Origin of the sequence: Vibrio sp. 10N.286.51.E5 (genome assembly GCF_041469125.1) — a bacterium.
Classification (GTDB): Bacteria; Pseudomonadota; Gammaproteobacteria; order Enterobacterales; family Vibrionaceae; genus Vibrio; species Vibrio crassostreae_C.
This window is the reverse complement of the sequence record NZ_JBFRJZ010000007.1, coordinates 17,784-41,050: the sequence shown is the minus strand read 5'-3', so window position 1 is coordinate 41,050 and position 23,267 is coordinate 17,784. Positions and strand designations below refer to the sequence as shown.

Annotated in this window: 24 protein-coding genes and 5 tRNA genes; 13 read left to right on the top strand and 16 right to left on the bottom strand. The window is 42.6% G+C overall.

Annotated features, from left to right (window positions below):
- Positions 1-42: 42 nt before the first annotated feature.
- The 9 genes from AB4161_RS01820 to lolB form a co-directional block, all read right to left on the bottom strand.
- Positions 43-119 (bottom strand) — tRNA-Met (locus AB4161_RS01820).
- A 77-nt stretch (positions 120-196) separates the two neighbouring features.
- A tRNA-Gln gene (locus AB4161_RS01815) sits at positions 197-271 on the bottom strand.
- A gap of 30 nt (positions 272-301) precedes the next feature.
- Positions 302-386, bottom strand: a tRNA-Leu gene (locus tag AB4161_RS01810).
- Positions 387-451: 65 nt separating this feature from the next.
- Positions 452-528: transfer RNA gene (locus AB4161_RS01805), tRNA-Met, on the bottom strand.
- A gap of 280 nt (positions 529-808) precedes the next feature.
- Complete coding sequence (gene ychF / locus AB4161_RS01800; RefSeq protein ID WP_010439159.1) at positions 809-1,900, bottom strand: redox-regulated ATPase YchF; 1,092 nt, start codon at positions 1,898-1,900, stop codon at positions 809-811.
- 10 nt (positions 1,901-1,910) lie between these two features.
- On the bottom strand, positions 1,911-2,501 hold the full coding sequence (gene pth / locus AB4161_RS01795) for an aminoacyl-tRNA hydrolase (protein WP_004739815.1): 591 nt from the start codon (positions 2,499-2,501) through the stop codon (positions 1,911-1,913).
- Positions 2,502-2,724: 223 nt separating this feature from the next.
- Positions 2,725-3,669 carry a ribose-phosphate pyrophosphokinase gene (locus tag AB4161_RS01790; RefSeq protein WP_004739814.1) on the bottom strand — a complete coding sequence of 315 codons (945 nt, stop codon included), beginning with the start codon at positions 3,667-3,669 and terminating at the stop codon, positions 2,725-2,727.
- 27 nt (positions 3,670-3,696) lie between these two features.
- Complete coding sequence (gene ispE / locus AB4161_RS01785) at positions 3,697-4,572, bottom strand: 4-(cytidine 5'-diphospho)-2-C-methyl-D-erythritol kinase (RefSeq protein ID WP_372082661.1); 876 nt, start codon at positions 4,570-4,572, stop codon at positions 3,697-3,699.
- Positions 4,569-5,216, bottom strand: coding sequence for a lipoprotein insertase outer membrane protein LolB (lolB, locus tag AB4161_RS01780; RefSeq protein ID WP_136979859.1), 648 nt, complete (start codon positions 5,214-5,216; stop codon positions 4,569-4,571). The genes ispE and lolB overlap by 4 nt, the downstream gene beginning before the upstream one ends.
- 160 nt (positions 5,217-5,376) lie before the next feature.
- On the opposite strand from lolB, the gene hemA reads away from it, so the two are divergent.
- The 9 genes from hemA (at position 5,377) to ybaK (ending at position 14,920) form a co-directional block, all read left to right on the top strand.
- A complete protein-coding gene (hemA, locus tag AB4161_RS01775; RefSeq protein WP_372082659.1) occupies positions 5,377-6,636 on the top strand; it encodes a glutamyl-tRNA reductase in 1,260 nt (419 codons plus the stop codon).
- Positions 6,637-6,664: 28 nt separating this feature from the next.
- Positions 6,665-7,753, top strand: coding sequence for a peptide chain release factor 1 (gene prfA, locus AB4161_RS01770; protein ID WP_017062313.1), 1,089 nt, complete (start codon positions 6,665-6,667; stop codon positions 7,751-7,753).
- Positions 7,754-7,758: 5 nt separating this feature from the next.
- Positions 7,759-8,619 (top strand): peptide chain release factor N(5)-glutamine methyltransferase, encoded by an 861-nt coding sequence (gene prmC, locus AB4161_RS01765; protein WP_017062314.1) that lies wholly within the window; start codon positions 7,759-7,761, stop codon positions 8,617-8,619.
- Positions 8,620-8,813: 194 nt separating this feature from the next.
- Positions 8,814-9,197 (top strand): SirB2 family protein, encoded by a 384-nt coding sequence (locus AB4161_RS01760; protein WP_009848726.1) that lies wholly within the window; start codon positions 8,814-8,816, stop codon positions 9,195-9,197.
- A 27-nt stretch (positions 9,198-9,224) separates the two neighbouring features.
- Positions 9,225-10,034 carry a SirB1 family protein gene (locus AB4161_RS01755; protein WP_017064164.1) on the top strand — a complete coding sequence of 270 codons (810 nt, stop codon included), beginning with the start codon at positions 9,225-9,227 and terminating at the stop codon, positions 10,032-10,034.
- A 22-nt stretch (positions 10,035-10,056) separates the two neighbouring features.
- Positions 10,057-10,911, top strand: a complete 855-nt coding sequence (gene kdsA, locus AB4161_RS01750) for a 3-deoxy-8-phosphooctulonate synthase (protein ID WP_017069619.1) — start codon at positions 10,057-10,059, stop codon at positions 10,909-10,911.
- 129 nt (positions 10,912-11,040) lie between these two features.
- A protein-coding gene (locus AB4161_RS01745) for an IS3 family transposase (RefSeq protein WP_102319877.1) occupies positions 11,041-12,278 on the top strand; the annotation gives its coding sequence in 2 pieces (ribosomal slippage) (positions 11,041-11,413 and positions 11,413-12,278; 1,239 coding nt in all).
- 402 nt (positions 12,279-12,680) lie between these two features.
- On the top strand, positions 12,681-14,342 hold the full coding sequence (gene ushA, locus AB4161_RS01740; protein WP_372082658.1) for a bifunctional UDP-sugar hydrolase/5'-nucleotidase UshA: 1,662 nt from the start codon (positions 12,681-12,683) through the stop codon (positions 14,340-14,342).
- 104 nt (positions 14,343-14,446) lie between these two features.
- Positions 14,447-14,920 (top strand): Cys-tRNA(Pro) deacylase, encoded by a 474-nt coding sequence (ybaK, locus tag AB4161_RS01735; RefSeq protein WP_050651812.1) that lies wholly within the window; start codon positions 14,447-14,449, stop codon positions 14,918-14,920.
- Between the two features lie 103 nt (positions 14,921-15,023).
- Here ybaK and rluF read toward each other — a convergent pair whose 3' ends face one another.
- The 3 genes from rluF to AB4161_RS01720 form a co-directional block, all read right to left on the bottom strand.
- On the bottom strand, positions 15,024-16,157 hold the full coding sequence (gene rluF / locus AB4161_RS01730; protein ID WP_017064161.1) for a 23S rRNA pseudouridine(2604) synthase RluF: 1,134 nt from the start codon (positions 16,155-16,157) through the stop codon (positions 15,024-15,026).
- Between the two features lie 176 nt (positions 16,158-16,333).
- Positions 16,334-16,915 carry a DNA endonuclease SmrA gene (gene smrA, locus AB4161_RS01725; RefSeq protein WP_372082656.1) on the bottom strand — a complete coding sequence of 194 codons (582 nt, stop codon included), beginning with the start codon at positions 16,913-16,915 and terminating at the stop codon, positions 16,334-16,336.
- A gap of 170 nt (positions 16,916-17,085) precedes the next feature.
- Positions 17,086-17,226, bottom strand: coding sequence for a DUF3149 domain-containing protein (locus AB4161_RS01720; protein ID WP_017062321.1), 141 nt, complete (start codon positions 17,224-17,226; stop codon positions 17,086-17,088).
- A gap of 255 nt (positions 17,227-17,481) precedes the next feature.
- On the opposite strand from AB4161_RS01720, the gene AB4161_RS01715 reads away from it, so the two are divergent.
- Positions 17,482-17,558: transfer RNA gene (locus AB4161_RS01715), tRNA-Pro, on the top strand.
- Positions 17,559-17,660: 102 nt separating this feature from the next.
- On the opposite strand, the gene AB4161_RS01710 is transcribed toward AB4161_RS01715, so the two are convergent.
- From AB4161_RS01710 to AB4161_RS01695, 4 genes are all read right to left on the bottom strand, one after another.
- A complete protein-coding gene (locus tag AB4161_RS01710) occupies positions 17,661-18,329 on the bottom strand; it encodes a LuxR C-terminal-related transcriptional regulator (RefSeq protein WP_017060548.1) in 669 nt (222 codons plus the stop codon).
- 809 nt (positions 18,330-19,138) lie between these two features.
- Positions 19,139-19,456 carry a hypothetical protein gene (locus AB4161_RS01705; RefSeq protein ID WP_017060547.1) on the bottom strand — a complete coding sequence of 106 codons (318 nt, stop codon included), beginning with the start codon at positions 19,454-19,456 and terminating at the stop codon, positions 19,139-19,141.
- 3 nt (positions 19,457-19,459) lie between these two features.
- Positions 19,460-20,269 carry a hypothetical protein gene (locus AB4161_RS01700; protein ID WP_372082654.1) on the bottom strand — a complete coding sequence of 270 codons (810 nt, stop codon included), beginning with the start codon at positions 20,267-20,269 and terminating at the stop codon, positions 19,460-19,462.
- 74 nt (positions 20,270-20,343) lie between these two features.
- Positions 20,344-21,027, bottom strand: a complete 684-nt coding sequence (locus AB4161_RS01695; protein WP_372082652.1) for a curlin subunit CsgB — start codon at positions 21,025-21,027, stop codon at positions 20,344-20,346.
- Between the two features lie 436 nt (positions 21,028-21,463).
- Between AB4161_RS01695 and AB4161_RS01690 the strand changes: the two genes are divergently transcribed.
- From AB4161_RS01690 to AB4161_RS01680, 3 genes are read left to right on the top strand one after another with little or no spacing between them, the layout of a single operon-like run.
- Entirely contained in the window at positions 21,464-21,940 is a 477-nt protein-coding gene (locus AB4161_RS01690; RefSeq protein WP_029236460.1) for a CsgE family curli-type amyloid fiber assembly protein, read from the top strand.
- Positions 21,941-21,989: 49 nt separating this feature from the next.
- On the top strand, positions 21,990-22,382 hold the full coding sequence (locus AB4161_RS01685) for a curli assembly protein CsgF (RefSeq protein ID WP_032545727.1): 393 nt from the start codon (positions 21,990-21,992) through the stop codon (positions 22,380-22,382).
- A 15-nt stretch (positions 22,383-22,397) separates the two neighbouring features.
- Positions 22,398-23,234: a CsgG/HfaB family protein gene (locus AB4161_RS01680; protein ID WP_372082650.1), complete on the top strand. Its 837-nt coding sequence runs from the start codon at positions 22,398-22,400 to the stop codon at positions 23,232-23,234.
- Positions 23,235-23,267 lie beyond the last annotated feature (33 nt).

Here is a 23,267-nt window from a genome sequence, read left to right as displayed (position 1 = left end):
GTGATTCAATATAACGTTGTCTTTTCTTTCTCGAAGAAAGAATGGTGGCTACTGCGGGATTTGAACCTGCGACCCCATCATTATGAGTGATGTGCTCTAACCAACTGAGCTAAGTAGCCATCTGAGAGCGAGACAATATAATATAATCTTGCTTTCAATGCCATTATCTTTTTAAAGATAATTACACTTTAAATAGTGGCTGGGCTACCTGGATTCGAACCAGGGAATGCCGGCATCAAAAGCCGGTGCCTTACCGCTTGGCGATAGCCCAACAATGATATCTTAAACACATTCTAAATAATGGTGCGGTCGGAGAGACTTGAACTCTCACACCTCTCGGCGCCAGAACCTAAATCTGGTGCGTCTACCAATTCCGCCACGACCGCGTTATTTCCTAAAAACTCTTTGTTACTAAAGACAAACTTTAATATCAAATAGAGTGCTTAGGAAATGGTGGCTACTGCGGGATTTGAACCTGCGACCCCATCATTATGAGTGATGTGCTCTAACCAACTGAGCTAAGTAGCCATTTCCATATTGTTGCTCATTTCGAAACGTTGCCGCTTCGCTGTGAACGGGGCGCATTATGCGGAGTTGAGTGAAACCCGTCAACTTTTTTTTTGAATAAATCGCGAATAAACATCTGTTCGGTTTCTTTTTAGGCAAAGAGGCGTATTTGTCGACAAAAAACAGGTCTAAAAGGCGATATATATAGGAAGTTAAGTTTCTGGTGAGGGACAATTTAGAAAGGGGAAAAACAAAAAGGCCAGTGAATTCACTGGCCTTTTTTCTAGATGTTTAATCAGAATTATACATTGAAGCGGAAGTGAACAACGTCACCATCTTTAACGATGTATTCTTTACCTTCAAGGCGCCATTTACCTGCGTCTTTCGCACCGCTCTCACCGTTAAATTCGATGAAGTGATCGAATCCAACAACTTCAGCACGGATGAAACCTTTCTCGAAGTCTGTGTGGATCTTACCCGCTGCTTGTGGCGCAGTTGCACCTACAGGGATTGTCCAAGCACGAACTTCTTTAACACCAGCTGTGAAGTAAGTCTGAAGAGTCAGTAGTTCGTAACCAGAGCGGATCACTCGGTTAAGACCTGGTTCTTCGATACCCATATCCGCAAGGAACTCTTCGCGATCTTCGTCATCAAGCTCAGAAAGCTCTGATTCGATTGCTGCACAAACAGCAACAACAACGTTGTTTTCGTTTTCTGCGTATTCACGAACAGCGTCTAGGTATGGGTTATTTTCAAAACCATCTTCTGCAACGTTTGCGATGTACATTGTTGGCTTAAGCGTTAGGAAGTTTAGGTAGCCGATTGCTGCCGCTTCTTCTTTGCCAAGTTCAACAGTACGTGCCATACCACCTTCAGTTAGAACTGGAAGTAGCTTTTCTAGTACAGTGATTTCGAATTTAGCGTCTTTGTCGCCGCCTTTCGCTTTCTTCGCGTTACGTTGAATTGCACGCTCACAGCTGTCTAAGTCAGCCAGTGCAAGTTCTAGGTTGATCACTTCGATATCTTCAATTGGAGATACTTTGCCAGCAACGTGAACAATGTTTTCATTTTCAAAGCAGCGTACAACGTGACCGATAGCGTCAGTTTCACGGATGTTAGCTAGGAATTTGTTACCAAGACCTTCACCTTTAGATGCGCCAGCAACTAGGCCCGCGATATCTACGAATTCCATTGTCGTTGGAAGGATCTTCTGTGGATTAACAATTTTTGCTAATGCATCTAAGCGTAGATCTGGAACCGGAACGATACCTGTGTTTGGTTCGATCGTACAAAATGGAAAGTTTGCTGCTTCGATGCCTGCTTTAGTCAGTGCGTTAAACAGAGTTGACTTACCAACGTTTGGTAGACCAACGATGCCACATTTAAAACCCATGATATAAACCTTATTCTGCTTTGAACGTATGTAAGCGATTTTGTGCTTTTGGTAGGCCATCTTTTAATAAGATGTCTAGGCTGCGAACCGATTCGTCAACGACGGCCTCGATACACTCTTGCTCTTTTTGAGGAGCTTTGCCTAATACATAACCTGCAACTTTATCTTTGTGTCCTGGATGGCCGATGCCTAATCTAAGACGATAGAATTCTTTATTGTTACCCTGCTTGCTGATGATGTCTTTCAGACCATTATGTCCGCCATGACCACCACCTTTTTTAAACTTTCCAATACCAGGAGGCAGATCTAACTCATCGTGAGCGACCATGATCTCTTCTGGTTTAATTTGGTAGAACTTTGCTAAGGCTGCAACTGCTTTGCCTGACAAGTTCATAAAAGTCGTTGGGATCAGCAAACGAAGATCTTCACCGTGAACCATGATACGACCCGTTAGGCCAAAGAACTTTGGTTCGTTCTTTAGTGTCACGTTATGTACACGCGCTAATTCTTCAACTACCCAAGCGCCCGCGTTGTGGCGAGTTTTGGCGTATTCTGGACCTGGATTAGCCAGTCCAACGAGAAGTTTTATTTGTTGGCTCAAGGTATGGATCTCTCTTGGGATTTCAAAAAGCGCCGTATGATATCACAGTTTATGAAAAAGGTGCGAGCTAGCTGATAGCTGCGCGATTATTCCTGTTTGTGATAACTAGCAGTGCAATATTACTCAGACATAAAAAAAGCACTTCATTGACTGAAGTGCTTAATATCTTTCTCTCGCGTGTTTCTAAAACCAAGCTTTTGTAAAAAAAGCTATTGGGCTTTGATTAGTTGAACATCGCTGAGATTGATTCTTCGTTGCTGATACGACGAATCGCTTCAGCAAGCATGCGAGAAAGGCTAAGTGTTGTCACTTTACCCGTCGCAGCCATCTCTGGAGATAGAGAGATAGAATCCGTTACGATAACTTGGTCTAGAACAGAGTTCTTGATGTTGTTTGCAGCAGTACCAGAGAAAACAGCGTGAGTTGCGTAAGCGAATACACGCTTAGCACCGCGCTCTTTAAGCGCTTCAGCTGCTTTACATAGTGTGCCACCTGTATCGATCATGTCATCAACGATCACGCAGTCGCGGCCTTCAACATCACCGATTAGGTTCATTACTTCAGAAACGTTAGCACGTGGACGACGCTTATCAACGATAGCGATATCAACGTCACCTAGCGCTTTAGCCGTTGCACGAGCACGTACAACACCACCAAGGTCTGGAGAAACCACAACTGGGTTTTCTAGGCCACGGTTAGCCATGTCTTCTAGAAGAACAGGAGTACCGAAGATGTTATCAACTGGTACATCGAAGAAGCCTTGGATTTGCTCTGCGTGTAGGTCGATAGTAAGAACGCGGTCTACGCCAACGTTAGAAAGGAAATCTGCAACAACTTTTGCAGTAATTGGCACACGTGCAGAACGTACACGACGATCTTGACGGGCATAACCGAAGTAAGGGATTACAGCAGTAATACGGCCAGCAGAAGCACGGCGCATTGCGTCAATCATTACCACCAATTCCATTAGGTTGTCATTGGTTGGTGCACAAGTTGATTGAATCAGGAATACATCGCTACCACGAACGTTTTCATTGATTTGAACAGCGACTTCGCCATCAGAAAAACGGTCTACAGTAGCATCGCCAAGAGAGATGTATAGACGATCAGCAATACGTTGGGCTAGTTCAGGTGTTGCGTTACCAGCAAATAGCTTCATATCAGGCACGGTGGAAACCTCGGGTTGCGTCCAGTTTTAAATAGATTGTGGGTGGGCTGAGTGGTATTCAGCCAACGTTTCTTTTAAAGGAGAAGTGTTTCGTCCTTTCGCTACAAATGCGGAAACGGCGTCAGGCAGTTTTTCTAGCACCAATTCGGCTTCTTTTTTGCTGCTAAATTCAGCAAAAACGCACGAACCTGTGCCAGTCAATCTCGACGGCGCGTATTGTAGCAGCCATGAAAGTTGCTTATCAACCTCTGGGTACAGCATTCGAACAATTTTTTCGCAATCGTTTACGTATTCTTGCTCTAGAAGCGTTGATAGCGCTCGCTTCGGCGTATTTCGAGTTAATTCTGAATGTGTGAATATGTCTACAGTTGCTATGCTCACTTGAGGCTTAATCACGAGATACCATTTTTCATCCGGATTAGCAGGTAGCAACTGCTCACCAACGCCTTCAGCAAAGGCGGCATGGCCTCGCACAAACACTGGTACATCAGCGCCAAGGTTCAGACCGATCTCTGCAAGTTGATCCTCAGAAAGATTCAGTTGCCACAAGTAATTAAGCGCCACTAACACAGTTGCAGCATTTGAAGAGCCTCCGCCAATACCACCACCCATTGGTAGCACTTTCTTTAGCTCAATATCGGCACCGAAAGAGGTTGAGGTGTACTGTTGAAGTGCAGTAGCGGCTTTCCAGATCAGGTTGTCTTCAAGTGCTACCCCAGGGATTTCTGGTGTGATTGTTATCGAGCTAGTTTCTGAGTTTGCGGTAACCGTCAGTTCATCACCAAAATCGACAAACTGAAATAAAGTTTGAAGTTCGTGATAGCCATTGTCACGTCGACCAGTGATATAGAGAAATAAATTCAGTTTAGCCGGAGAAGGCCAATGGGTTGGCGTTGTTATCATCTTTTCAGTGTCCACTTCGAAACTACAATGTTGATTTTGTTATTGTCTTGCTTGAATGACAATCGAGTAGGGAGTGGGATTATCTCTACCTTAGTGTTGTCTTCACCCGATAGTTGCTTATTCGGCATCTCTGTATTGCGATAGTTAGCGAAGTTCAGTGTCCATAGCTGGCTGCTGACTTGTTTGGTTAGAGACTCAAGCGTGTTAGTTGTATTTAACTGGTAGCTGTCAGCTTGGTCTGGAATGCCAAGGAACCATTGTGGTAAATGGTCAATGGGAATCTGTAATCCAGTAAGTTGCTCTACCAATACGGATGCACTTGCGTGAGTGAACACCTGATCATCATAAGTGACTACCTTGGCACCCGAACTGTCAATTGTGAGGTTCAAGGCGGTTTGACCAAGGAAAGTAGTGAGCCTCAATTGACTCTGATTTGGGGAATGTTTCCAAATGAAATTTAGGCTTTGGCGTTGCTCTGGAGAAATGTAAGCGAGCTTGCCTGAGGCTTGATAGTTTTCTATCTGTAAAAGCCGATCTTGGTGACTTTGCCACTCGACGCTGGTCGGTTGTTCTGGGATAGACGAGCAACCCACCATAATTATGGTTATAAAAATAAGAGACGTGATTTTACGAAGCTTGCTCATATTTGCTCACAACTTGTTCAAATTTATCTAAAAAACGTCTCAACTATAGCATTGAATTCACGAAGTCAGGAAAACAAATCCCGCTTGCTCTTTAAATAGAGCCATGCATCAAGTAAAATTCGCCCCTTGTTTCCATTCCCTGATCGAGAACTTCTGATACATGTCTTTGCTTGCCGTAGGTATCAATCACAATACAGCGTCGGTTGAATTGCGAGAAAAAGTCGCTTTTGGTCCAGATAAATTATCTGAGGCACTCAAGCAACTTAACGCAAATGCACACGTAAATGGAAGTGTCATACTTTCTACCTGTAATCGAACTGAAGTGTATTGTGACGTCAAAGGCGTGGCAAAAAACAAGCTCATCGATTGGTTGTCAGTTTTCCATCAAGTGAGCCCAGAAGAGCTAAAGCCAAGCCTTTATATCCATGAAGAGCAGGCGGTGATTAAACACTTAATGCGCGTTGCTTGTGGTTTGGACTCTTTAGTCTTGGGTGAACCGCAGATCTTAGGTCAGGTGAAGCAAGCGTATACGGACTCGCGAGAGAACAAATCCGTTGATGCTTCAATGGAAAAACTATTCCAGAAATCATTTTCTGTTGCGAAGCGTGTTCGAACTGAAACTGAAATCGGCGGAAGCGCGGTTTCTGTAGCTTACGCAGCCTGTACCTTAGCCAAGCATATTTTTGAATCCATCGCAGATTCAACCGTGTTACTGGTTGGTGCGGGTGAAACCATTGAGCTGGTGGCTAAGCACCTTTCGGCGAATGGCTGTACAAAAATGATTGTGGCGAACCGAACTCGAGAACGTGCTCTAGGGCTAGCAGAAGAATTTGGTGCTGAAGTGATCAGCTTGAATGAGATCCCTGATCATCTTCATCGAGCGGACATCGTAATTAGCTCAACCGCAAGTCCATTGCCTATTATCGGTAAGGGTATGGTTGAGACTGCTCTAAAAACAAGAAAGCATCAGCCGATGTTATTGGTTGATATTGCCGTTCCACGTGATGTGGAATCGCAGGTTGGTGATCTAAATGATGCCTACCTTTATTCGGTTGATGATTTGCAGTCGATTGTTGATGGCAATATCGAACAACGTAAAGTTGAAGCGATTCAAGCTGAAGCGATCGTCAGTGAAGAAAGTGCCGCGTTCATGAGTTGGATGCGCTCTTTACAAGCGGTAGACAGTATTCGAGATTACCGTAAATCGGCTAACGAAATCCGCGAAGAATTATTAAGTAAAAGTTTACAATCGCTTGCCGCTGGCGGTGACCCTGAAAAAGTTTTACTCGAGCTCAGCAATAAGCTCACAAACAAATTGATCCATGCTCCAACGCGCGCACTTCAAAGTGCAGCTGAGCAAGGAGAACCTGCAAAATTAATGGTCATTAGACAGAGTTTGGGCTTAGAAAACCCTCAATAATATTAGACCTCCAACAAGATAAGACATTATGAAAGCCTCGATTCTAGTAAAGCTTGAAACACTTGTTGAACGCTATGAAGAAGTTCAACATCTACTTGGTGATCCAGATGTAATCGGGAATCAAGACAAATTCCGTGCACTTTCGAAAGAATACTCTCAACTTGAAGAAGTGACAGCTTGCTTCCAGTCATACCAGCAAGCGAAAGAAGATCTAGAAGCTGCTGAAGAGATGGCAAACGAAGACGACGCAGAAATGCGTGAAATGGCTCAAGATGAAATCAAAGATGCGAAAGCAGCAATTGAGCGTCTGACTGATGAGCTACAGATCCTTCTGATTCCAAAAGATCCAAACGATGAGCGTAACTGTTTCCTAGAAATCCGCGCAGGTGCGGGTGGTGATGAAGCAGGTATCTTCGCGGGCAACCTGTTCCGTATGTACTCTAAGTTTGCTGAGAAGAAAGGTTGGCGTGTTGAAATCATGAGCAGCAATGCTTCTGAGCAAGGCGGCTACAAAGAGATGATCGCTAAGGTTAGTGGCGACGCTGTTTACGGCACCATGAAGTTTGAGTCAGGCGGTCACCGTGTACAACGTGTACCTGAAACCGAATCTCAAGGCCGTGTTCACACGTCAGCATGTACGGTTGCGGTTATGCCTGAGATCCCAGAAGCGGATCTTCCAGAAATCAAAGCGGGCGACCTTAAAATTGATACTTTCCGTGCATCAGGCGCGGGTGGTCAGCACGTTAACACCACGGATTCAGCAATCCGTATTACTCACTTACCAACGGGTACAGTAGTAGAGTGTCAGGACGAGCGTTCTCAGCATAAAAACAAAGCGAAAGCGATGGCTGTTCTTGCTGCTCGTATTGTTCAAGCAGAAGAAGAGCGCCGCGCGGCAGCGGTTTCTGATACACGTCGTAACCTACTAGGTTCGGGTGACCGTAGTGACCGTATTCGTACGTACAACTACCCACAAGGCCGTGTTTCGGATCACCGTATCAACCTTACAATTTACCGTCTTAACGAAGTACTTGAAGGTGACATGCAAAGCTTGCTTGATCCTGTACTTCAAGAGCACCAAGCCGATCAGCTTGCTGCACTTGCAGAGAACAACTAACCAGTATGCAGTCAGCATATACGGTTGAAAGTGCTTTAAAAGCAGCAATCGTAAAGCTTCAAGAGGGTGATAACACATCACCCTCTATTGATGCCGCGGTACTGCTTTGTCACGCCTTAGATAAACCAAGATCTTACCTACTGACTTGGCCTGAGAAGCATCTCACCTCTGAGCAAGAGTCTGAATTCAATGCCCTTCTAAAACGTCGCTTAACCGGTGAGCCTGTGGCTTACATTATCGGTGAGCGTGAGTTTTGGTCACTGCCGTTAAAAGTTTCCCCTTCTACATTAATCCCACGCCCAGATACCGAGCGTTTGGTTGAAGTAGCGTTGGATAAAACCTTTGGCAAGCAAGGCGCGATTCTCGATTTAGGGACAGGTACAGGTGCTATCGCGTTAGCATTGGCGTCTGAGATGCCGAATCGACAGGTGACGGGTATTGATCTTCGCCCTGAAGCGCAGCAGCTTGCGACAGAGAATGCACAGCGTCTCAACATCACCAATGCGACTTTTTTGCATGGTAGTTGGTTTGAGCCTTTGAGCTCTGAAGGCGTTGTGAAATTCTCTCTGATTGTTTCTAACCCGCCATACATTGAGAAGAATGATCCTCATTTGTCTCAAGGCGATGTGCGTTTTGAGCCGATCACAGCACTGGTTGCTGAAGAGAAAGGGCTTGCAGATATTCGATACATTTCTGAAAACGCACGTGGCTTTTTGGAAAATGAAGGTTGGTTAGCATTTGAACACGGCTATGACCAAGGTTTGGCAGTTCGTGAGATTATGCAGGCGCTCGGTTATCTCGATGTTGTCACAGAGAAAGATTACGGTGGTAATGACCGAGTGACATTGGGTCGTTACTGTTCATAGTTAGTGATTGTTAATCGTCTTGTGAGCAATGGATGATGAACTTGCTAAATTGATACCTTTAACTCGACAATACATTTAACCCGATAATGCATTTAACGCAGAAATACAGAGATTTTATGCAGAACCACAGAGCATTAACGGGTATTGTGAGGCTCGTGTTAACGAAAGCACATATAAAAATATAAAGGAATACCATGTACGAAGGTCTAAAACATTTTCACCTATTAACGATTGCTATAAGTGCGCTACTTCTCTCGATTCGTTTCGCTCTTATGATGGCTAACTCACCTAAGCTTAAGCATCCTTTCTTGCAGCGTTTCCCTCATATCAATGACTCGTTGCTATTGCTATCGGGCATTGGTTTGATTTTCATCACTGGCTTTATTCCATTTACACCAGCAGCACCATGGTTAACCGAAAAACTAACTTGTGTTATGGCTTACATCGCATTAGGTTTCTTTGCGCTTAAGCTAGGTAAAAACAAGCTACTGAGAGTATTCTCTTTCTTTGGTGCGCTTGGCTGGTTAGCGATGGCAGGCAAAATCGCAATGACCAAGACACCAACATTTTTCGGTTAATTATCTCCTTATTTCGGTTAACTATCTATGTACGAATTTTTTGATGAAGACTTTGACCAGCTAGAGTTAGCTGAAGGTGCATTGATCTTAAATAAAGCGATTAACCCAGAAACTCAAGACAGTTGGGCAGAGCAAGAGCTGGCGAGATTGTTAAAAGACGCCGAGTTTGCTTTGGTTAATGAAACCGATGAACAGCAGAAGTTTGAATCTTTTATTCGACTATTCTTTTATGAATGGGGTTTTGCTGGCGATAAAGATGCGTATTTCTCTTCGGAAAACGCGTTCATCGATAAAGTGCTTGAGAGAAAGAAAGGCATTCCAGTGAGTCTGGGGGCGATCTTTCTTTTTCTAGGTCGCAAGCTAGGCTTTCCTGTAGAGGGCGTCTCTTTCCCGACTCAATTCTTACTTAAAGTAAGTTGGTACGGGCAAGCTGCAGCCTATATTAACCCTTATAACGGTGAGTATGTTGGCGAACAAACGCTGCGAGCATGGTTAATTGGCCATGATGGCCCATTAGCTAAGGTGAAACCTGAGCACTTAGAAGTCGCCGACCACCCAACAATTATTGGTAAGTGGTTAGCCCTGCTCAAGAGTGCACTACTGCGAGAAGAGCGTTATACACTTGCATTGAAGTGTACTGACCTTGCTTTGACGTTTGTACCTGATGACCCATATGAAATCCGTGACCGCGGTTTTATCTATCAGCAGCTAGACTGTCACCAAGTAGCCGCAACCGATTATCAATACTTTATCGACCAATGCCCAGATGACCCGGCATCTGAGTTACTGAAATCTCAAGTGAACGTCATGAACGAAAAGACAGTGGTCGTTCACTAATTAATAATTATTTAGAGAGAATATGATGGAACAGAAAACAGTTCATATTGGCGATATGCCAATTGCTAACGACAAGCCATTTACGCTATTTGCAGGCATGAACGTTCTTGAATCTCGCGATCTTGCTATGCAGATCTGTGAGCACTATGTAAAAGTAACCGAGAAGCTGGGCATCCCTTACGTATTTAAGGCGTCTTTTGATAAAGCGAACCGCAGCTCAGTTCATTCATACCGTGGTCCAGGAATGGAAGAAGGTCTCAAAATCTTCCAAGAGCTGAAAGATACTTTCGGCGTGAAGATCATTACTGATATCCACACAGAAGCTCAAGCTCAGCCTGTTGCGGATGTGGTTGATGTAATCCAACTACCTGCATTCCTAGCTCGTCAAACTGATCTTGTTGAAGCAATGGCTAAGACTGGCGCAGTAATCAACGTGAAGAAGCCTCAGTTCATGAGCCCGAATCAAGTTGGCAACATCGTTGATAAGTTCGCTGAGTGCGGTAATGACAACATCATCCTTTGTGAGCGTGGCGCTTGCATGGGTTACGATAACCTTGTTGTGGATATGCTTGGCTTTGGCGTAATGAAGAAGTCTTCAAACGGTAGCCCAATCATCTTCGACGTGACGCACTCTCTACAAATGCGTGACCCATCAGGTGCTGCATCTGGCGGTCGTCGTGAGCAAACGGTTGAACTTGCTAAAGCGGGTCTTGCTACGGGTATTGCGGGTCTGTTCATTGAAGCTCACCCAAACCCAGACCAAGCTCGTTGTGATGGCCCATCTGCGCTACCTCTAGACAAACTAGAGCCGTTCTTGAAGCAGATGAAAGCACTTGATGACCTTATCAAAGGCTTTGAGCATATTGATATTAAATAATTGAGATGGATGTGAAGTAACGGAAACGTTATTTCACAAAGTTGATCTAAGAAAGCCCAGTTCTCTGAATTGGGCTTTTTTTAATCTCGTGTCCCGTCCTGAAATGTGTTTACACATTGAGGACGAATTATGGCTACTTCAAATAATACCTACGTTAAGCGCACTCAGCGTGATTACACACTAGGCTTTAAATTACAGGTCGTCGCCGCTGTAGAAAGAGGCGATATGACATATAAACAAGCCCAAACCATTTATGGTATCCAAGGCCGTTCAACTGTTTTAACTTGGCTTCGAAAGCACGGTAAGATGAATTGGGCGCAAACTCCAAGGATGAATACCATGCACCAATCAACTAAGCCTAAAGAGTCACCAGCACAGAAAATAAAGCGTCTTGAGAAAGAGCTGGAAGACGAAAAAATCAAGAATCTCTTTTTAAATAGAGTGGTTGATATTCTTGATGCTGAACACGGAACTAGCCTCAGAAAAAAGTATCTCACCAAGGAGCAAGAAGCCTTCAAGAACAAGAAGGAATAAGTTTAGTTCGAGTATGTAAGCTATGCGGGATAACGAGACAAAGCGTTTATCAACGAGAAAAGCGAGCTGTTCATCGCCAGTTGGAACTTAAACCCATCAAACAAATGGTGTTGGATATTAGACGTTATATGCCTCGGGTTGGCACTAGAAAGCTCTACTTTTTACTTAAGCCAAAGTTGCAAGAACAAGGTATCAAGTTAGGTCGGGATGCTCTTTTCAACTACTTACGTGATGAACGGTTATTGGTAAGACCTAAACGTAGTTTTACGAAAACGACAAACAGTAAGCATTGGATGAAAAAACATCCGAACTTATTAAAGAACTACAAACCATGCACTCCAGAGGGTGTGTTAGTAAGTGATATTACCTATATCCAATCAGATGAAGGCATTCACTATCTCTCATTGGTAACTGATGCGTTTAGTCGGAAAATTATGGGCTACGAGCTGAGCAACGAAATGAAGGCGACGGATGTTGTGAAAGCGCTAGATATGGCTATTAAGGGGCGTCAATATCATCGTTCGTGTATCCATCACTCTGATCGTGGTCTCCAGTATTGCTCCGGTGTTTATCAAGATAAGTTGAAAAGTAGCGGCATAAGCCCCTCGATGACAGACGGTTATGACTGCTATCAAAATGCATTAGCAGAGAGAGTAAATGGAATACTGAAACAAGAGTTCTTACTTAATAAGTGTAAAAACCTCGGAGAGCTTAAACAACTAGTAAAAGAGTCTATAAGTACCTATAACAATATGAGGCCGCACCTTAGTCTCAGGATGAAAACTCCAAATGAGGTGCATGAAAAAAGCCAACAGCTGATGCTGTTGGCTTAGTAGAAATACTGTCAACGTATTTTAGGACGAGACATCGTAAAATCAGCCGAACATAAACCGTTCATTTAAAGAGTTGTTAACGTGGCGGGTTATTACCTAAGAAACTCTTATATGAGTGTGAGGTCAGTCCTGTTTGCAGTAAATTACTGATATTCATCACACTTTGTAAGTAAACGATTGCTTGTGATGCAGGGGAAGTTTGAGTGTAATCTCATAATTTTGTTACACTTAACTGTTGACCTATGCGTGACCAATTCGACATAAATATGAAATCGTCGTGTTACATCTAGAATGTTAATTTAAGATTAGTCATGTTGAAGTCTTATTGTTCGAACTCCAGGAAAGGGGTCGCAATAGATTATAAAAAGCAGTGGATTCCCTAAAAAGTTCAAAGGTATGACAATGAAGCAACGCCTTATTCTAAAGACAGCACTAAGTGCTGCAATTCTAGCTACTCTAGCTGGGTGTGCGTCTCAATCAGCTCATGATTGGAACCAAGACGAAACTTACAAGCTAACGATTCTTCACACAAACGATAACCATGGTCGTTTCTGGCAGAATAAATATGGCGAATACGGCATGTCTGCACGTAAAACGCTAGTTGACCAACTTCGTTCAGAAGTTGAAGCAGAAGGCGGTAGCGTGTTGCTTCTATCTGGCGGTGACATCAACACGGGTGTTCCAGAGTCAGACCTTCAGGACGCAGAACCTGATTTTAAAGGTATGAACAAAATTGGTTACGATGCAATGGCATTGGGTAACCACGAGTTTGATAACTCTTTAGACGTACTAGAAAAGCAGATTGACTGGGCTAATTTCCCAATGCTATCTGCAAACATCTACGATAAAGCGACAGGTGAACGTAAGTTCCAAGCTTACGAGATGTTCGAAAAGCAAGGCATCAAGATTGCGGTTATTGGTTTAACAACTGAAGATACTCAAAAGATTGGTAACCCTGAATTTATCGCAGGCATCGACTTCCGTGATCCTAAAGAAGAAGCGAAGAAGCTAGTCGCTGAACTTAAAGAAACAGAAAAACCTGATCTAATCTTTGCTGTGACTCATATGGGTCACTACGAGAACGGTCAACGTGGTGTTAATGCTCCGGGTGATGTCGCACTTGCTCGTTACCTAAACGAAGGCGATCTAGACATGATCGTTGGTGGTCACTCTCAAGAGCCTGTATGTATGGAAGGCCCTAACGTTGCGAAGAAAAACTTCAAGCCGGGTGATGAGTGTAAGCCTGACGTACAGAACGGTACTTACATCGTTCAAGCTCACGAGTGGGGCAAGTACGTAGGTCGTGCTGATTACGAATTCCGTAATGGCGAGCTAGAGATGGTGAGCTACGACCTGATTCCAGTTAACCTTAAGAAGAAAGTTAAGATCGACGGTAAGAAGCAACGTGTTCTTATTCAAGATGAAATCGCACAAGACCCAGAGCTACTTGAATTCCTACGTCCTTTCCAAGAGCAAGGTCAAGCACAACTTGAAGTTAAGATTGCTGAAACAAATGGCAAGCTTGAAGGCGATCGTAACGTCGTTCGCTTCCAACAGACCAACCTAGGTCGTTTAATTGCGACTTCTCACATGGAGCGTGCAAAAGCAGACTTCGCTGTGATGAACTCTGGTGGCGTTCGTGACTCAATTGAAGCCGGTAATGTCACTTACAAAGACGTGCTAACAGTACAACCTTTTGCAAACATCCTGACTTACACAGACATGACGGGTAAAGAAGTTCTAGATTACCTAAATGTAGTGGCAACTAAACCAATCGATTCTGGTGCTTACGCTCAGTTTGCTGGTATCTCAATGACAGTAGCAAACGGTGAAGTATCGAATGTATTCATCAGTGGCAAACAGCTTCGTCTAGACGAAACATACCGTTTCACAGTACCAAGCTTTAACGCTGCTGGTGGTGACGGTTACCCTAAACTGTCTGACCACCCAGGTTACGTAAATACTGGTTTTGTTGATGCTGAAGTACTGAAAGAGTACCTAGAAGCAAACAGCCCGGTTGACGTGAACAAGTACGCGCCTTCAGGCCAAATGGTTTACAAGTAATTGTATCAATAGGTGCTAAATTAGATTGACTCTAGCACCATGATAAATTTAACTAAAGCGACGCCTCGGCGTCGCTTTTTGTTTATCTATCGTTTGGATTTGTTATGACCCCTGCAATCAATCTCGCCAAGAAAAAGAAAATCGCTCATAGTGTGCATCAGTATCATCATGATGCGAATAATACGAACTATGGTTTAGAAGCCGTTGAAGCGCTTGGTCAAGATCCCAAACGTGTATTCAAAACGCTGTTGTTCTGCTTGAATGGTGTGGCGAAAGATTTGGCAGTCGCCGTTATTCCCGTTGATCAGAAGCTAAACCTGAAGCTTGCGGCAAAAGCGGCGAAAGGCAAAAAAGCAGAGATGGCTGATCCAGATATTGCTCAGAAAACCACGGGTTATGTCGTGGGGGGAATTAGTCCGCTTGGTCAGAAGAAAGCACTACCTACCTTCGTTCATTCCAGTGCGACAGGTTTTGAAACGATATGTGTGAGTGCAGGTAAGCGTGGGCTAGAGATTGAATTAGACCCAAAAGACTTAACACTGCTGACTCGCGGCCAGTTTGCTGATCTATGTTTATAGATTGTTGTCATGATGATAAAACTATCGAATGACCAACAAAAACGCCCGCTAGACTAATCTAGCGGGCGTTTTTATATCGAGTGTCTCGTCTTACTGATTCAGACTACTTCTTCAGACCTAAAGTACCACCAACACGCTTTGGTGCAGGTTTGTTCGGTCTGTTTGAATCTTGGCTGCGGTTTGCCGGCTTACCGCTTCTACGATCTGTATTATCGCGATCTGTGCGATTGCGATCCGAACGGTTTCTATCTGAATTAGAACGCTCTGAACGAGAGTTCGATTTCCAGTTCTCGGTATTACCACCGCTTTCACCATTTGATGAATTGCGGCCACGCTTTGAGTTAGGTGCATGACGGAATTCATCCGCATTGTTACCGCGGTAAGTGCGAGTACGGTTCTCGTTTTGATTACGGCGCGCTGTTGAAGCTTGGTTCTCTTCACGGCTATCAAAAAGTTTCGCGTCAGTCGCTTTGCGAATGCGTTGACCTTTCGCGTTCATTTTTGACGCATCTTCCGTACTTACTGAGCCTTCACACATCGCTAAAATTTCAGTGATCTCTTCGTCGCTCAGGTAGCGCCATTTGCCGTTAGGAATACCGTCTAGTGAGATATTCATAATACGAACACGGCGTAGCTTAAATACTTCATAACCGAGCGCTTCACACATACGGCGAATTTGGCGGTTAAGGCCTTGTGTTAGCGTAATTCGGAATGAGAACTTAGTCTCTTTCTCTACTTTACATGGCAAAGTGACTGTATCGAGAATGTGAACGCCAGCGCCCATTTGCTTCAAGAATTCCGTCGTAATCGGCTTATCTACACGCACCACGTATTCTTTCTCGTGGTTGTTACCTGCACGTAGGATCTTGTTTACGATGTCGCCGTCATTGGTTAGGAAGATAAGGCCATCAGAAGGCTTATCTAGACGACCAATCGGGAAAATGCGCTTGTGGTGGCCAATAAAGTCGACGATGTTGCCAGGAATATCACGCTCAGTCGTACAGGTGATACCTGTTGGTTTATTGAGAGCAATGTAAATCGGCTTCTCTTTTGAGCGAACAGGCTTATTGTCGATCTCAACATCATCACCTGGCAAGACTTTAGTACCCATTTCAGGGATCTTACCGTTAATAGTAACTCGGCCTGCATCAATCAGTTTATCGGCTTCGCGGCGTGAGCAAAAACCAGTTTCACTGATGTATTTATTAAGGCGTTTAGCTTGGGATTCTTGTGACATGATATTCTCTTAGCGTTTCACAACGGAAATGTAGATAAACAAAAAGCAACCTTTGGATAGTTGCTTTGAGTTGAAATTCGTTAACTGAGGTAATTTTAGCACTTGGTGTGAGTCTAGGCACGAAATATCGATCTTGATGCAAAATCGTTACTAGTCCATTTATCTATCTCAACCTATTAACTGGTGCGTTTTTGATGGCGCTCTCTGTTCTCTAGCTTTTTCTCATTACTCTTTCTGAGCATTACGTAGACTGCGCCCGTACCACCATGAAATTGCTGAGCAGAATGAACACATTGAACGTCGTTGATTTGTGTTAGCCAATTTGCCACGTAGCTTTTCATCATTGCAGGTGGATTCGAACGCTCACCCTTACCATGAACAATGATGACGGTACGAACATCCATTCTTAAACACTGACGCAAAAATGAAAGCACTTCGTTACGTGCGTCTTTCAGTGTTTTCCTATGAAGGTCGAGCTTGGCTTGAATAGAGTATTTTCCTAGGCGCAGCTTTTTGTATACGCCTTCTTGTACACCATCTTTTTTATAAGCAACAACATCGTCTGGCTTGATCATTGGCGAATAGTCTAATGATAAGTAGTCTTTCTCGTCGTCAGACAGCCACATAGCGGCTTCACGCTTAGCAAGGTGAGATTCGGTGACTCGGTGTACTTTCTGGTGTTCAGCGGTGTCATGGTCGATACGTTTAACATCGCCCATCATTTCTTGGAATAGATCTAAGTCATCATCATGAGACATAGTGTGTATCTCAAGTTGGAGAAGGATAGGGTAAGTATACCTAAGTTGAGGTTAGGTTTAAAAATGAAAAAACCGGAGAAGACAATAAGTCTGCTCCGGTGCAAAGCGTTTTGACATTTACTTATAAAGTAAAAGAATACTTAAAAGTAAATGATTTAGGCAGAGCGATTCTAGTGAGGAGATTTTTCAGTCATAACTTTGTATATGAAGAAGCCTCCATAAAACATCATGAGACCCAGAGCCCCGAAGATTACTATCATTGAAGATAGTCCCACCGCATTACCAAATAGGAGATCTAGCCAAAAGTCCATGTGTATACCTCAAAGTTATATGACATGGCTTAGTGTATTAACAAGCATTATCAATTCACTGATCTGGATCAATCCTGTTTCATAAGTTAAATACTTGTTGGTAACTGTGTGTTTTTCGTCACATCATGCTCGTTGTTGTATGTCTTTTGTTCGAACGATTCAAAATCGCAATAAATATGAGAAAAAGCCCTTGCGGATAAATTCAGAACCCGTATTATACGCTCCATCGACAGGCAATGAGCCAGTTAGATATCTCGGTGAATAGCGCAGCTTGGTAGCGCATCTGGTTTGGGACCAGAGGGTCGGGGGTTCGAATCCCTCTTCACCGACCACATTAAAGAAAGCCGTAGCAGAGATGCTACGGCTTTTTTGTATTTGGGATTTCTACATTCTAACTGCATTGACTGTTTATGGTTGAGGGCAGAGAGTTAGGTCTATTGGACAAACTCATTTGTCGCAACGTTGTTCTTAACCCAGATCAAAGCTTGTAAGCGATTCTTCACCTTGATTTTTTTAAACGTGTTGTGAAGGTGTGCTTTGACCGTATTCTCACTGACATAGAGGGTATCTGCTATCTGAGTGTTAGATGCTCCATCACCGAGTAACTTAATGATCTGCTGCTCGCGTTTGGTCAGCTTGAGGTAATAAGGACTGGTTTTCGCGCACTGCCTCTCTCTGTAGAAGCTAATGTACTGGTAAATGAGCTTTCTACTCATCCACATCTCGCCTTGCAAAATGCAGTTAAAGCCGGCCACGAGCTTTTCAAGCGTGTCCGACGTATAAAAAATGCCGACAAGATACTGCCATTTAAGCATTTCAGAGTGCGGGAAATCGCCTGGTGTATTGAGTAGCACTTCATGGACATCACTTGCTACGTCATCTCTGAGCTCCTGGTATTTCTCAATGTATTGCTTACTCATTGTCGGGAAATCAATAATAATCAGAACTAAGTCATCGTTTTTTAGGGATTTAGCACTGAGCCTTTCCGGTGATATGAGTTTTATGTTCAGGTTAACTTTCTGTTCTATAGACTCTTTTAGTAGTATCGATTGTAAATTGTTCTCCGCAAGTAAAACGGCGTTATGAGCCTCCAGTTTAGCCATGTGAAACTCCTTTAATTGACTCATTACCTAAACGATAGACTTTTTAGTTTATAGTACATATTGATTTTTCGCGAATTACGAAGTTGAATTATTTATGAAACTTATAGATATATTTAATGGTATCGGTGAAGGTAAAATATTATCTGACTGAAAAGGTTGTTATTACTCTATTCTCTTTGTTTTAATGGGTTTATCGCACAGTTTAGGGTAATTCCCCCAACCTTGTCTTCGGGGATTATATTTATCACTGCAGGGAGTTGATTCTTGTTCTTACTTGAAATGATGACAGCATAGTATTATCAAAAGTTACTCATACATTTTCATTTTTTATCAGGCACTGTACTGAATTTAAATCAGAAGCCAATCCATTTAAATGGTAATAAATAAACAAATAAAACGGCGACCAGTGCCGTGTTAATATATGCACTTGGATTTATATTGGTTTTGGTTTGTTAGACTAACATTGCCGTATGCACCGTTACCTAAAACATAGGCGCATCATACGAAGTTTGATGAATTAGAAATTCATTAGCGCAAACCAACCCCGTTATTATTTGCAATATCAGGGCGGACCATAAATTTTCTAATCAATGGGGGCTTGATGAACACTTACGTGAAGCCCACCGTAAAATACAACCAATATCGGCGCTAGCCAAAGAATACAGACTTGAGATTTAGGTTAGTCGAACGTAATGAAGGATTAATAAGGATGAAATGAGAGAAGTAGTACAAGTAATAGCTAAAGATATTGGCAAGGCCGTGCTAAGGCTGTAAGGATTTGAAGTGAAAAATAATCAGTGATATAAATGTCACTGAGTAGAAAGCGTAACCGTACAATCTGACGCAACAACCCAACCTTCATCGAGTTTTTGGTCATAGAACTGGATAGGGAACTGATTGATACCTAAAACATAATGAGCAACGCCCCCTTGCATTGATATCGATGTCTTAGATTGAGTGGTGGAAGTCAGAACGAGATTCCCAGAGTTTTCCTCTCTGTTGATAGACAATTGGACCTGATTACCATCATTTTTACACACAAGCCCTACATCCTTAATGTTTTCAGAATGCGCCACAAAAGAGAGAAGAGAAACGGCGCAAAGCGCCGTTTTAGTTAGTTTTAACATACGCTATTTTTGATTCACGTATACAGCTGAGTTTGTTGTGCCATTCATTGAAATATAAGAGTAATCATTAGTAGTTTGAGTCACTTGAATACCAGAGCCACCACCAAAGACGTTACCTGTATTATTACCACTAGACCCAACTAGCAAAATTTCGGATTCGTTGCGGCTACCTTTTTGATTAACATTAATCAAGTTGTAATCACTTGAAGCTTTAAGCTCAACATTTGACCAGTTATCACTCTTCGTCATGTCCTTACCCTGAGTCACTGTAATACTATTGTTCGATGACCCTCCAGAAACATCCACCATTGAATCATGGAAGTCACCGGTTTGATCTACTGTTACGGAGTTTCTATCACTATTTCCTGACATAGAGACTTCAGACCAATGCGCAGTACCTGTTTGAGTAACCTTAACCGTTGCGTTATCTGAATCACCACGCAGTGCCACTTTCGAGTCGTGGTACTTACCACTTTGGTCAATCACAACTTTGTTACCACCAGCAGTACCTGCAATCTTCACCAAGGAATCATTAAAACTATAACCGCCGGATTGGGTCAACTTGACCTTATTATTTGCTCCATGCCCCTGCAAACGCATATCAACAACTGAGCGGTTTCCATCAAACCCTGACGCACCTTGCGTAATATGGACAGAACTTCCAGTATTATTCTGCTCTAAAACCACACTCTGATTATCAGTACCTAATCTGGATCCGCTAATTTGTTGATATCCAGAAAAATCCACTTCTCTATCCGCTAGTGCAGATGATGAAACGATTGCTAACCCAACCGCAAATGCTAACTTCTTCATAGTATTGTCCCTTTTTTCCCTGTCGACATAGCTTCATATGAAGCATTTATTGTAATTCAGCTAAACTAACTAACTTAGTTGGACTGACTTACATGAACTCTCATGTTTGTGGATGCGCTTATCGCTACAGACAGGCCATCACCAACCTGACTTACCCCGAGGTTTGCTCCGCCTCTTCGATTCCTATGCGTAATCACAGCCGTGTTTCCATTGCCTTGTTGATTCACACTGACTTGATTTCCTTGTTTAGGTGAAAGGTTTACTAACGTAATTTCCGCATTATTCCCATGCCCTTCTTGCATGATCACGGCTTCATTATTTATCCCTAATTCATTAACTTTGGCAGTATTTTCATTACCAACTTGCCGAATAACGGAACTGTTGTCGTGCCCTCTCTGATTCACTATTACTTTGTTGCTTTTCCCTGAAGTAGATATGATTGAACGGTTATTCCCGTGAGTACCTAAACTATCTTGGGTGGCCCTCACTGAAGTGTCGCTAGAATGATTTATGTCAATCTCTGAATAACTATCCAAGTCATATGGCGCCCTGTTGCTCAGCACACTGTTGTAATCAACAAATAAGCTTTGGTATTTTTCTTCATCAATCCCACTTAAGAATTCACCAAAATCACCGCGCTCTTCATGACTAGCTTTAACGGTTGAACTAAACAACATAAGTAATAAAGCAGCAGAGACAACCGTTTTAATCTGAAATTGTGCTAGACACCTAGTTCGAGCTTCGATTAAATTACCCATTGTTGCCACCGTCCTTGTCATATATTTCTGACATTTTTCTGTTGTACCGGATAACTGAAGCATCGATATACATATAGGAAACAATCTATATAGTCCGTGATAAATCAATTAAACGGGAAATAATGGCGAACACATCGTACACGTCACGCAAATAAAGTTAACCATCGTTTCCATTTACTTAATAAAACTAAAGTAACATTGGAATATGAACACTAAACCTAATTCCGATTTTATTTAAAATTCATCTATCACATCTGACTACTGGAAAGTAATATTGTTACTCGATAGTTTTATAAATAAACAAGAAAACTAGTATTAAAGTTTATTTAACATTACAAGGCATTAGGTCTATATTCACGTAAGGATTAGACATCTTAGCAATCCATAAATATTAGTAAGTTACGTAACTATTTTTGACGGTATGGGCCTCGAAGGGATGAATAAAATATTGTTGTTTACTCTATTTAGCTTTTTCCATTGTCCAGTTTTTAGTGAGGTTAGTGATGCGAATCATAACGTAGTAACGTCTGATTCTGTTCAGTTAGAAGAACAAGATGAAGCTCTTCAAAGTCGGTTCAATGACTTTAATGAAATTAACGGGGTCATTGTAGATAGAACTATGACTCGACTAGGGGAAAAATTTTACTTTTTTTTCTCTCAACAAATGAATGAGCAATATGCGGATATCAATGAAAACTTTACTGTTGAGGAAAGGCCAACTGCATTGAGAGGCAGTATTGTTACCATTATTCATTCAAGAAAGCCGATATACCGTACAGCCCTTTCCCCAGGACAACGTCAAGCAAAAGAAAAAGCACAAGAAGCGGTCAGTGCTCTAAGCAATTATATCGTGCGTTGGGAAGCGGAAAGGCAATACTTAGATACATTTGATATGGAACACGACGAGTTTTAAGGTGGTTAGGATGATAAGTTCAGCAAGATATAAGTGTTCAATTTGGTTAATGATTCCCTTATTTGTTCTGGGAGTAAACGTAGTTAGTGCTTCAGAGTTGGTTTATACCCCAATTAATCCTAGTTTTGGTGGTAATCCTTTAAACAGCACTATATTAATAAACCATGCAAATGCGATAAACGATTATACTGACCCTAACTCTAATTCATTTGGTGGTTTAGAAGAAGAGTCGGCACTCGATAGGCTCGCTTCAAGCTTAGAGTCTCGATTAATAAGTCAGTTATTAGCGGACGTTGGTAATGGAAATTCAGGGCAACTCGAAACAGATGACTTTTTCCTAAATGTAATCGATGATGGTGCTGCATTAGTGGTACAAATTGTTGATAAAGAAACTGGTGAATCGACTGAGATTCAAGTAGCGGGATTAAATCCAGACCTATAAGACAAGGAATGTATTATGAAAGGTCTCTTTTCTATCATAGTTATACTCATTATGACGGGATGCTCCGCATCGCTGGATATTCCCGATGCGGACTCTGAACCCAAGTTAATGCCGCGCGGAACAACTTATACTGATTTGATTTCATTACCGACACCGAAAGGAAAAATTCTAGTGTCTGTATACGACTTCCGAGATCAGACAGGGCAATATAAGCCATACCCCAACAGCACATATTCCACCGCAGTACCACAAGGGGGTACTACATTATTAACAAATTCATTATTAGACTCGCAATGGTTTATTCCGTTAGAACGTGAGGGATTACAGAACTTACTCACTGAACGAAAAATTATTCGTGCCGCACAGAAAAAAGAAACCAAGATTGCCAATCATGGCAGTAACCTATCTTCGTTAAATTCAGCGAATGTGGTTATAGAAGGAGGCATTGTTGCTTATGATTCAAACATTAAAACAGGAGGGCTCGGCGCAAAGTATTTAGGGATTGGCGGCTCAGGCCAATATCGTACCGATCAAGTTACAGTGAGCCTTAGAGCGATAGATGTACGCACAGGACAGGTACTTCTTAGTGTGACAACGTCTAAAACTATCTCTTCTCACGAGATCGGGCTTGGTGCATTCCGCTTCATCGATTACCAAGAACTATTAGAAGTGGAATTAGGTTACAGTAATAATGAGCCCGTTAACATCGCCGTTATGTCCGCGATAGATGCAGCTGTGATACATTTGATAGTAAAAGGGATGTCATTAGGAATGTGGCAATCAAATGACCCGAATGTAGAGAGCAACCCTATTATAGCTAAGTATTCTCAGGCGACACGAGAAATTCTATAGTCGATGGTCAACCGAGAATAATGACTATATTAC

Excerpts from the sequence above, each read along its gene's own strand:
- ychF (WP_010439159.1), bottom strand. The coding sequence starts at position 1,900 with ATGGGTTTTAAATGTGGCATCGTTGGTCTACCAAACGTTGGTAAGTCA.
- ispE (WP_372082661.1), bottom strand. The coding sequence starts at position 4,572 with ATGATAACAACGCCAACCCATTGGCCTTCTCCGGCTAAACTGAATTTA.
- lolB (WP_136979859.1), bottom strand. The coding sequence starts at position 5,216 with ATGAGCAAGCTTCGTAAAATCACGTCTCTTATTTTTATAACCATAATT.
- hemA (WP_372082659.1), top strand. The coding sequence starts at position 5,377 with ATGTCTTTGCTTGCCGTAGGTATCAATCACAATACAGCGTCGGTTGAA.
- prfA (WP_017062313.1), top strand. The coding sequence starts at position 6,665 with ATGAAAGCCTCGATTCTAGTAAAGCTTGAAACACTTGTTGAACGCTAT.
- prmC (WP_017062314.1), top strand. The coding sequence starts at position 7,759 with ATGCAGTCAGCATATACGGTTGAAAGTGCTTTAAAAGCAGCAATCGTA.
- AB4161_RS01760 (WP_009848726.1), top strand. The coding sequence starts at position 8,814 with ATGTACGAAGGTCTAAAACATTTTCACCTATTAACGATTGCTATAAGT.
- AB4161_RS01755 (WP_017064164.1), top strand. The coding sequence starts at position 9,225 with ATGTACGAATTTTTTGATGAAGACTTTGACCAGCTAGAGTTAGCTGAA.
- kdsA (WP_017069619.1), top strand. The coding sequence starts at position 10,057 with ATGATGGAACAGAAAACAGTTCATATTGGCGATATGCCAATTGCTAAC.
- ushA (WP_372082658.1), top strand. The coding sequence starts at position 12,681 with ATGAAGCAACGCCTTATTCTAAAGACAGCACTAAGTGCTGCAATTCTA.
- ybaK (WP_050651812.1), top strand. The coding sequence starts at position 14,447 with ATGACCCCTGCAATCAATCTCGCCAAGAAAAAGAAAATCGCTCATAGT.
- rluF (WP_017064161.1), bottom strand. The coding sequence starts at position 16,157 with ATGTCACAAGAATCCCAAGCTAAACGCCTTAATAAATACATCAGTGAA.
- smrA (WP_372082656.1), bottom strand. The coding sequence starts at position 16,915 with ATGTCTCATGATGATGACTTAGATCTATTCCAAGAAATGATGGGCGAT.
- AB4161_RS01720 (WP_017062321.1), bottom strand. The coding sequence starts at position 17,226 with ATGGACTTTTGGCTAGATCTCCTATTTGGTAATGCGGTGGGACTATCT.
- AB4161_RS01710 (WP_017060548.1), bottom strand. The coding sequence starts at position 18,329 with ATGGCTAAACTGGAGGCTCATAACGCCGTTTTACTTGCGGAGAACAAT.
- AB4161_RS01705 (WP_017060547.1), bottom strand. The coding sequence starts at position 19,456 with ATGTTAAAACTAACTAAAACGGCGCTTTGCGCCGTTTCTCTTCTCTCT.
- AB4161_RS01700 (WP_372082654.1), bottom strand. The coding sequence starts at position 20,269 with ATGAAGAAGTTAGCATTTGCGGTTGGGTTAGCAATCGTTTCATCATCT.
- AB4161_RS01695 (WP_372082652.1), bottom strand. The coding sequence starts at position 21,027 with ATGGGTAATTTAATCGAAGCTCGAACTAGGTGTCTAGCACAATTTCAG.
- AB4161_RS01690 (WP_029236460.1), top strand. The coding sequence starts at position 21,464 with ATGAATAAAATATTGTTGTTTACTCTATTTAGCTTTTTCCATTGTCCA.
- AB4161_RS01685 (WP_032545727.1), top strand. The coding sequence starts at position 21,990 with ATGATTCCCTTATTTGTTCTGGGAGTAAACGTAGTTAGTGCTTCAGAG.
- AB4161_RS01680 (WP_372082650.1), top strand. The coding sequence starts at position 22,398 with ATGAAAGGTCTCTTTTCTATCATAGTTATACTCATTATGACGGGATGC.